Origin of the sequence: Paracoccus sp. S4493 (assembly GCF_000967735.1) — a bacterium.
In the GTDB taxonomy this organism is placed as follows: Bacteria; Pseudomonadota; Alphaproteobacteria; order Rhodobacterales; family Rhodobacteraceae; genus Paracoccus; species Paracoccus marcusii.
On sequence record NZ_JXYF01000028.1, the window covers coordinates 80,687 to 86,773 of the forward strand.

The window sequence follows — 6,087 nt, forward strand, 5'->3', positions numbered from 1 at the left end:
TCCGATGAACGTCACAGCCCTCAAGCGAAAGCTGGACCTGACCCCGAAGCCCGCAGCCCCTGTCGTGGCGCTGCCCCCCCGCAGCACACCCCGCCGGGCCGCCTGGCGCAAGCGCGGCCAGGCGCTGGCTGCCGGCGTCCTGCCCCCCCTGGCCGTGCTGGTCGTCCTGCTGACGATCTGGCAGGTCGGCGCATCGGGCGAGGGCAGCGGCCTGCCCACGCCGGTCCAGGTCTGGATCGACAGCGGCTTTCTGATCATGGAGCCGTTCTACGTCTATGGCACCCAGGACATCGGCCTGGGCTGGCGCGTGCTGACCTCGCTGGAGCGGGTGGCCTATGGCTTTGGCCTGGCCGCGGTGGTGGGCATGCTGACCGGCGCGGTCATCGGACAGTCGGCGCTGATGATGCGCGGCTTCGATCCGATCTTTCAGATCCTGCGCACGGTGCCGCCCCTGGCCTGGCTGCCCATCAGCCTGGCCGCCTTCATGGACAGCGGGCCGTCGGCGATCTTCGTGATCTTCATCACCGCGATCTGGCCGGTGATCATCAACACCGCCGCGGGCGTGCGCGCCATCCCGCAGGATTACCGCAACGTCGCCGCCGTGCTGCGCCTGAACCAGATCGAGTTCTTCTGGAAGATCATGGTCCCCGCCGCCGCCCCCTACATCTTTTCGGGACTGCGCATCGGGGTGGGCCTGTCCTGGCTGGCGATCGTCGCGGCCGAGATGCTGACCGGCGGCGTGGGCATCGGCTTCTTCATCTGGGACGCGTGGAATTCGTCCCGCCTCAGCGACATCATCGTGGCCCTGGCCTATATCGGCGGCACGGGCTTTATCCTGGATCGTCTGGTCGGCTGGATCGGACGCGTCGTCTCTCGCGGCACGGCCGCGTAAGGGGAATGACCATGAAATACCTGTCCATCGAACACCTGTCCAAATCCTTTGTGAACGGGTCCAGGACGGCGCATGTGCTGTCCGACATCACCCTGACGATCGACAAGGGCGAATTCGTCAGCATCATCGGCCATTCCGGCTGTGGCAAGTCGACCCTGCTGAACCTGGTCGCCGGCCTGACCGACGTGACCCGCGGCGCGATCACCCTGGACGGGCGCGAGGTCAACGCGCCGGGCCCCGACCGGGCCGTGGTCTTTCAGAACCACAGCCTGCTGCCCTGGCTGACGGTCTATGACAACATCAAGCTGGCCGTGACCAAGGTCTTTGGCCGCACGAAGACCCGCGCGGAACGCCACGACTGGATCATGCAGAACCTGGACCTGGTCCAGATGAGCCATGCCGCCGACAAGCGCCCGGCCGAGATCTCGGGCGGGATGCGCCAGCGGGTCGGCATCGCCCGCGCCCTGGCGATGGAGCCCAAGGTCCTGCTGCTGGACGAACCCTTCGGCGCGCTGGACGCGCTGACCCGCGCGCATCTGCAGGACGCGGTGATGGAGATCCACGCGCGGCTTGGCAACACCATGATCATGATCACCCATGACGTGGACGAGGCCGTGCTGCTGGCCGACCGCATCGTGATGATGACCAACGGCCCCGCCGCCACCATCGGAGAGGTCGTCACCGTCGACCTGCCCCGCCCGCGCGACCGCATCCGGCTGGCCAGCCAGCCCGATTACGTGCGCGCCCGGGAATCGGTCCTGCGGTTCCTGTACGAGCGCCACCGCTTTGTCGAAGCCGCGGAGTAGGCATCATGGCACGAAAATTGGTCGTCATCGGCGCGGGCATGGCCTCGGGCCGGATGCTGGAGCATCTGTTCGACATGGCCCCCGGCCAGTGGGACGTCACCTTGTTCAACGCGGAACCGCGCGGCAACTACAACCGGCTGATGCTGTCGCCGGTCCTGTCGGGCGACAAGACCTATGACCAGATCGTCACCCATGACGACGCCTGGTACGCGGCGCAGGGCGTCACCTGCCGGTTCGGCGAAAGCGTGACCGCCATCGACCGCGAGGCGCGGGTCGTGCAGGGCGCGAACGGGCCCGTGCCCTATGACGCGCTGGTCATCGCCACGGGGTCGGCACCCTTCATCATCCCGCTGCCGGGACACCGGCTGCCCGGCGTCGTTGCCTATCGCGACCTGGAGGACACGAACGCGATGATCGCGGCCAGCCGTCCCGGCGCCAGGGCGGTCGTGATCGGCGGCGGTCTGCTGGGGCTGGAGGCCGCCGCCGGCATGGCCGCGCGCGGCGCGGAGGTCACCGTGATCCACCTGATGGGCCACCTGATGGAACGCCAGCTGGACCCTGCCGCCGCCTATCTGCTGCAGCGCGACCTTGAGGGGCGCGGCATCCGCGTCCATTGCAAGGGCGCGACCAAGGCGATCCTGGGGACCGATCGCGTCGAGGCCGTGCTGCTGGAGGACGGGACCGTCTATCCCGCCGATCTGGTATGCATGGCCGTGGGCATCCGCCCCGAGACGCGGCTGGCCAACGATGCAGGTCTGGAGGTCGCGCGCGGTATCACCGTCGACGACCAGATGCGGACCAGCGATCCGGCGATCTTTGCGCTTGGCGAATGCGTCGAACATGACGGGCAGTTGTTCGGCCTGGTCGCGCCGCTTTACGATCAGGCCCGCGTTCTGGCCGCGACGCTGGCGGGGCAGGATGCCGCGTTCCAGCCCGTCCAGACCGCGACCAAGCTGAAGGTCACCGGCTGCGACCTGTTCAGCGCGGGCGATTTCGCGGATGCGCCGGGACGCGAGGACATCGTGTTCCGCGACCCCGGCCGCGGCATCTACAAGCGCCTGATCCTGGAGGGTGACCGCCTGATCGGCGCCGTCATGTATGGCGACACGGCCGACGGGGCATGGTTCTTTGACAAGATCCGCAGCGGGTCCGACATCACGGCGGATCGCGACACGCTGATCTTTGGTCCCGCATTCGCCGGGGGGGGCCAAGCGGACCCTCTGGCAGCCGTTGCAGCCTTGCCGCCTGAGGCGGAGATCTGCGGCTGCAACGGCGTCTGCAAGGGACAGATCACCAGGGCGATCGAGGGCGGCGCGCACAGCCTGGACGCGGTGCGGGGCCTGACCAAGGCCAGCGCCTCCTGCGGGACCTGCACGGGACTGGTCGAACAGGTCATGGCGCTGACCTTGGGAGACGGCTTCGCGGCCAACGCCAACCCGCCGATGTGCAAATGCACCGACCACACGCATGAGGACGTGCGCCGCCTGATCAAGACGATGGGGCTGAAATCCATCCCGGCGGTGATGCAGGATCTGGGCTGGCGCACGGTCGGCGGCTGTGCGTCCTGCCGCCCGGCGCTGAACTATTACCTGATCGCGGATTGGCCCACGGAATACCGCGACGACCGGCAGAGCCGTTTCGTCAACGAACGCAACCACGCCAACATCCAGAAGGACGGCACCTATTCCGTCGTCCCCCGCATGTGGGGTGGCGTCACCACCAGCGCGGAATTGCGCGCCATCGCGGATGCCGCCGACCGATACGCGGTGCCGATGATCAAGGTCACCGGCGGCCAGCGCATCGACCTGCTGGGCGTCCGGAAGGAGGATCTGCCCGCGATCTGGGCTGATTTCAACGATGCCGGGATGGTTTCGGGCCATGCCTATGCCAAGGGTCTGCGCACGGTGAAGACCTGCGTGGGCGAACAGTTCTGCCGCTTTGGCACGCAGGATTCGACGGGTCTGGGCATCCGGCTGGAGAAGCTGCTGTGGGGGTCGTGGACGCCCGCCAAGGTCAAGCTGGGCGTGTCGGGCTGTCCCAGGAACTGTGCCGAGGCGACCTGCAAGGACATCGGCATCATCTGCGTCGACAGCGGGTTCCAGATCAGCGTGGCAGGCGCCGCCGGCATGGACGTGCGCGAGACGGTGCCCCTGCTGACGGTCGCGACCGCCGACGAGGTCTGCGATGTCACCGCCGCGTTCGTGCAGCTGTACCGTGAGAACGCCCGCTATCTGCACCGCATCTACAAATGGGTGGACAAGGTGGGGCTGGACTGGTGCCGCGATCAGGTGGCGGATGCCGGGACGCGTGCCGCGCTGGTGGCGCGGTTCGCGGACAGTCAGGCGATCTATCAGACTGACCCCTGGGCCGATCACGCCGCCCGTCCCGCCGAATGGGCCCCCGTGGCCGACCTGACCCTGAGGGCCGCCGAATGAGGACCATCGCATGAGCATGATCGACATCGCCGCACTGGACGACATCCCGCCGCAGGGCGCCCGCGTGGTCCGCACCCCGCACGGTTGCGTCGCGGTGTTCCGCACCGCCGACGACCGGGTCTTTGCGCTGGACGACCGCTGCCCGCACAAGGGCGGCCCCCTGTCCGAGGGGATCGTGCATGGCACCCAGGTCACCTGCCCGCTGCACAACTGGGTGTTCGACCTGGCCACCGGACAGGCGCAGGGCACCGATCGCGGCCAGGTCGCCACCTATCCCGTCCGGGTCCAGGGCGGGCGCATCTGGCTGGACGCCCGCGCGCTGAGGCGGGTTGCATGACGATCCGCACGACCTGTCCCTATTGCGGGGTTGGCTGCGGGGTGCTGGCCACCCCGGACGGGCAGGGCGGGCTGACGGTCCGGGGCGACCCGGACCACCCCGCGAACCGCGGCCGCCTTTGCGTCAAGGGTGCCGCTCTGGGCGAGACCGTCGCCACCCAGGGCCGCCTGCTGACCCCGCGCATCGACGGGGCCGAGGCGCCCTGGGACCGCGCGCTGGACCTGGTCGCCGACCGCTTTGCCGCGGCCGTGCGCGATCACGGGCCGGATTCGGTGGCCATGTATGTCTCGGGCCAGCTGCTGACCGAGGATTACTATGCCGCCAACAAGCTGATGAAGGGTTTCATCGGCAGCGCGAATATCGACACGAATTCGCGGCTGTGCATGGCGTCCAGCGTCGCGGGACACCGCCGGGCCTTTGGCAGCGACACCGTGCCGGGCCTTTACGAGGATCTGGAGCTGGCCGATCTGGTCGTGCTGACCGGGTCGAACCTGGCTTGGTGCCACCCGGTCCTGCACCAGCGGCTGATGGCCGCCAAGGCCGCGCGACCCGACATGCGCATCGTCGTCATCGATCCGCGCCGCACCGCGACCTGCGAAGGGGCCGACCTGCATCTGGCGATCGCGCCGGGGGCGGACGCGCATCTGTTCAACCTGCTTCTGTGCCATCTGTTCGACACGGGCCGGATCGACGCAGGGTTCATGCCCCATGTCGCGGGGTTGGACGTGGCGCTGAGCGCGGCGCGCCGCGCCGACCCGGCCGCCACCGGCCTGGAGCCGTGCGACCTGTCCGCGTTCCTGGAGATGTGGGCGGCAACCGACCGGGTCGTCACCGTCTATTCCCAGGGCATCAACCAGTCCGACACCGGCACCGACAAGGTCAATGCGATCCTGAACTGCCACCTGGCGACGGGCCGCATCGGGCATCCGGGCATGGGCCCGTTCAGTGTCACCGGCCAGCCCAACGCCATGGGCGGGCGCGAGGTCGGCGGCCTGTCGAACATGCTTGCCTGTCACCTGGAGTTGGAGAACCCCGACCACCGCGATGCCGTCCGGGCATTCTGGGATGCTCCACGGATGGCCGACCGCCCGGGCCTGAAGGCGGTCGACCTGTTCCGCGCGGTCGAGGAGGGGCGCATCAAGGCGCTGTGGATCATCCACACCAACCCGGCCGTCACCATGCCCGACGCGGACCGCGTGGCCCGCGCCATCGCCGCCTGCGATTTCACCGTCGTCAGCGAGGCCTGGCCCGACACCGACACCGCGCGGCTGGCCCATGTGCTGCTTCCGGCGACGGCATGGGGCGAAAAGGACGGCACGGTCACCAATTCCGAACGCCTGATCAGCCGCCAGCGCGCCGCCCTGCCGGCGCCGGGGCAGGCGCGGCCCGATTGGTGGGCGGTGGCGCAGGTGGCGCGCCGCATGGGGTTCCGCGGCTTCGGCTGGACCGAGCCTGCGCAGATCTTTGCGGAACATGCCGCGCTGTCGGGCGTGGCGGGCGCCTTGGGCTGTGATTTCGACATCTCGGACCTCGCGGGCGCGGATTACGAGGCGTTGGCGCCCGTCCACTGGCCCCAGGGGCCCGCGCAGCGTGCGGGGCGGTTCTTTGGCACGGGGC

General features: G+C 68.9%; 5 protein-coding genes. All 5 read left to right on the forward strand.

The window, feature by feature from the left end:
- Window positions 1-4: 4 nt before the first annotated feature.
- Entirely contained in the window at window positions 5-892 is an 888-nt protein-coding gene (ntrB, locus tag TW83_RS05995; RefSeq protein ID WP_045981860.1) for a nitrate ABC transporter permease, read from the forward strand.
- 11 nt (window positions 893-903) lie between these two features.
- A complete protein-coding gene (locus tag TW83_RS06000) occupies window positions 904-1,698 on the forward strand; it encodes an ABC transporter ATP-binding protein (RefSeq protein ID WP_218062271.1) in 795 nt (264 codons plus the stop codon).
- A 5-nt stretch (window positions 1,699-1,703) separates the two neighbouring features.
- Complete coding sequence (gene nirB, locus TW83_RS06005; RefSeq protein WP_045981862.1) at window positions 1,704-4,133, forward strand: nitrite reductase large subunit NirB; 2,430 nt, start codon at window positions 1,704-1,706, stop codon at window positions 4,131-4,133.
- A 10-nt stretch (window positions 4,134-4,143) separates the two neighbouring features.
- A complete protein-coding gene (gene nirD, locus TW83_RS06010) occupies window positions 4,144-4,470 on the forward strand; it encodes a nitrite reductase small subunit NirD (protein WP_045981863.1) in 327 nt (108 codons plus the stop codon).
- A partial coding sequence (locus TW83_RS06015) for a molybdopterin-dependent oxidoreductase (RefSeq protein ID WP_045981864.1) occupies window positions 4,467-6,087 on the forward strand: 1,621 nt, incomplete at its 3' end. The genes nirD and TW83_RS06015, both read left to right, overlap by 4 nt.

Excerpts from the sequence above, each read along its gene's own strand:
- ntrB (WP_045981860.1), top strand. The coding sequence starts at position 5 with ATGAACGTCACAGCCCTCAAGCGAAAGCTGGACCTGACCCCGAAGCCC.
- nirD (WP_045981863.1), top strand. The coding sequence starts at position 4,144 with ATGAGCATGATCGACATCGCCGCACTGGACGACATCCCGCCGCAGGGC.
- TW83_RS06000 (WP_218062271.1), top strand. The coding sequence starts at position 904 with ATGAAATACCTGTCCATCGAACACCTGTCCAAATCCTTTGTGAACGGG.
- nirB (WP_045981862.1), top strand. The coding sequence starts at position 1,704 with ATGGCACGAAAATTGGTCGTCATCGGCGCGGGCATGGCCTCGGGCCGG.